The sequence below is a fragment of the Bradyrhizobium sp. P2_E8 genome (assembly GCF_056403875.1).
Window position 1 is genome coordinate 1 of the sequence record NZ_JBFUES010001335.1, and the last position, 1,633, is coordinate 1,633.

The following is a 1,633-nucleotide window of genomic DNA, read 5'->3' on the forward strand; positions in this document are numbered from 1 at the left end:
CCTTCGAGATGATCTCGGGCAGCACCATGTGGTCATTGGGATTGGCGAGCTTGAGGCGGTTGGCGTAGAGGCCCGACTGGTCGGTGGTGAAGACGTCGCAGCGGCCGGCCTCATAGGCCTTGACCGTTTCGTCGTTGGTGCCGAACGCGATCACCTCGTATTTCATGTTGTTGGCCTTGAAGTAGTCGGCCAGATTCTGCTCGGTGGTGGTGCCGGTCTGCACGCAGACCGAGGCGCTGTTGAGCTCGAGCGCGGAATTCACCTTGAGCGACTTCTTCACCATGAAGCCCTGCCCGTCATAATAGGTCACGCCGGTGAAGTTGGCGCCCAGCGAGGTGTCGCGCGAGATGGTCCAGGTGGTGTTGCGCGAGAGCACGTCGATTTCGCCGGATTGCAGCGCCGTGAAACGGTCCTTGGCCGAGGTCGGCACGTACTTGACCTTGGTCGGGTCATTGAAGATGGCCGCCGCGATCGCACGGCAGATGTCGACGTCGAGCCCGGTCCAGTTGCCCTTGTCGTCGGGCGCGGAGAAGCCCGGCAGGCCCTGGCTGACGCCGCAGGACAGCGTGCCCCGGTCCTTGACGGTCTTGAGTGTTTGCGCATCGGCGGCTTGGGCAGTCAGGCCGGCGGCCAGAGCAAGGGTGAGAGCCAGGGTTACGCGTTTCATGGGGTGAAGGCCTTTCAAGGTCGTCTCAAGGTCAGGAATGTTGTCTCAGGATCGTCTCTGCCAGGGTGAGCCTTGCAAGAGTCATGCTGGAAAACCTTGCCGAACACTCGCCGATCTCGGGAGGCCATACCTTAATCCCCGCCGCAGGCGCCCGCCATTATGGCTGTGGCGCAAGGTCCGGTCAGACGATGGATCGAAGGTCGCGGCAGGCCCCTCAACATGCGGCGACTGAATAGCACCTGCGCATCACAGAACGACTGGCGAGCCGGGTCAAGGGGTTGACGGGACTCTTCTGTGTTCTGTTATTAACGACAGCGGCCTTTCGGCCGGCCCGCGGGGCGCATCGCGCCTGGCGGAAACGCAGTTTTGAAAGCAGACGCATGGATTCCTCGCCCCCCTCCCAGCAGCAGGCCGAGACCCGGCTGGTGACCTCCGGCCGCGACACCAAGGCGCAGAAGGGGTTCGTCAATCCGCCGGTGTTCCACGGCTCGACCGTCCTATATCCGACCGCCGAGGACCTGCATGCCCATCGCGGCGAGTTCACCTACGGCCGCCACGGCACCCCGACGACCAGGGCTTTTCAGGACACGCTGATGGCGTTGGAGGGGCCGCAATGCGCCGGCGTCGGCATCGTGCCGTCGGGGCTGTCGGCGATCTCCACCACCCTGCTCTCGGTGCTGAAGACCGGCGACCACATTCTGGTCTGCGACAACGTCTATCGGCCCTCGCGCAATTTCTGCAACGGCATGCTCGCACGCTACGGCGTCGAGACCACCTATTTCGATCCGCTGATCGGCGCCGGCATCGACAAGCTGTTCAAGCCCAACACCCGCGCGGTGCTGGTCGAGGCGCCGGGCTCGCAATCGTTCGAGATGCCCGACATCCGCGCCATCGCCGAGGTCGCGCATGCCCGCGACGCGCTCGTCATCGATGACAACACCTGGGCCACCCCGCTCTATCACCGCT

Annotated in this window: 2 protein-coding genes; one reads left to right on the forward strand and one right to left on the reverse strand. The window is 63.9% G+C overall.

Annotated features, from left to right (window positions below):
* On the reverse strand, nt 1-667 hold a 667-nt coding region (locus tag AC1D00_RS40185), incomplete at its 3' end, for an amino acid ABC transporter substrate-binding protein (protein WP_477014515.1).
* Between the two features lie 380 nt (nt 668-1,047).
* Here AC1D00_RS40185 and AC1D00_RS40190 point away from each other — a divergent pair.
* Nucleotides 1,048-1,633 (forward strand): PLP-dependent transferase (locus AC1D00_RS40190; RefSeq protein WP_477014516.1); only part of this gene is annotated, 586 nt, incomplete at its 3' end.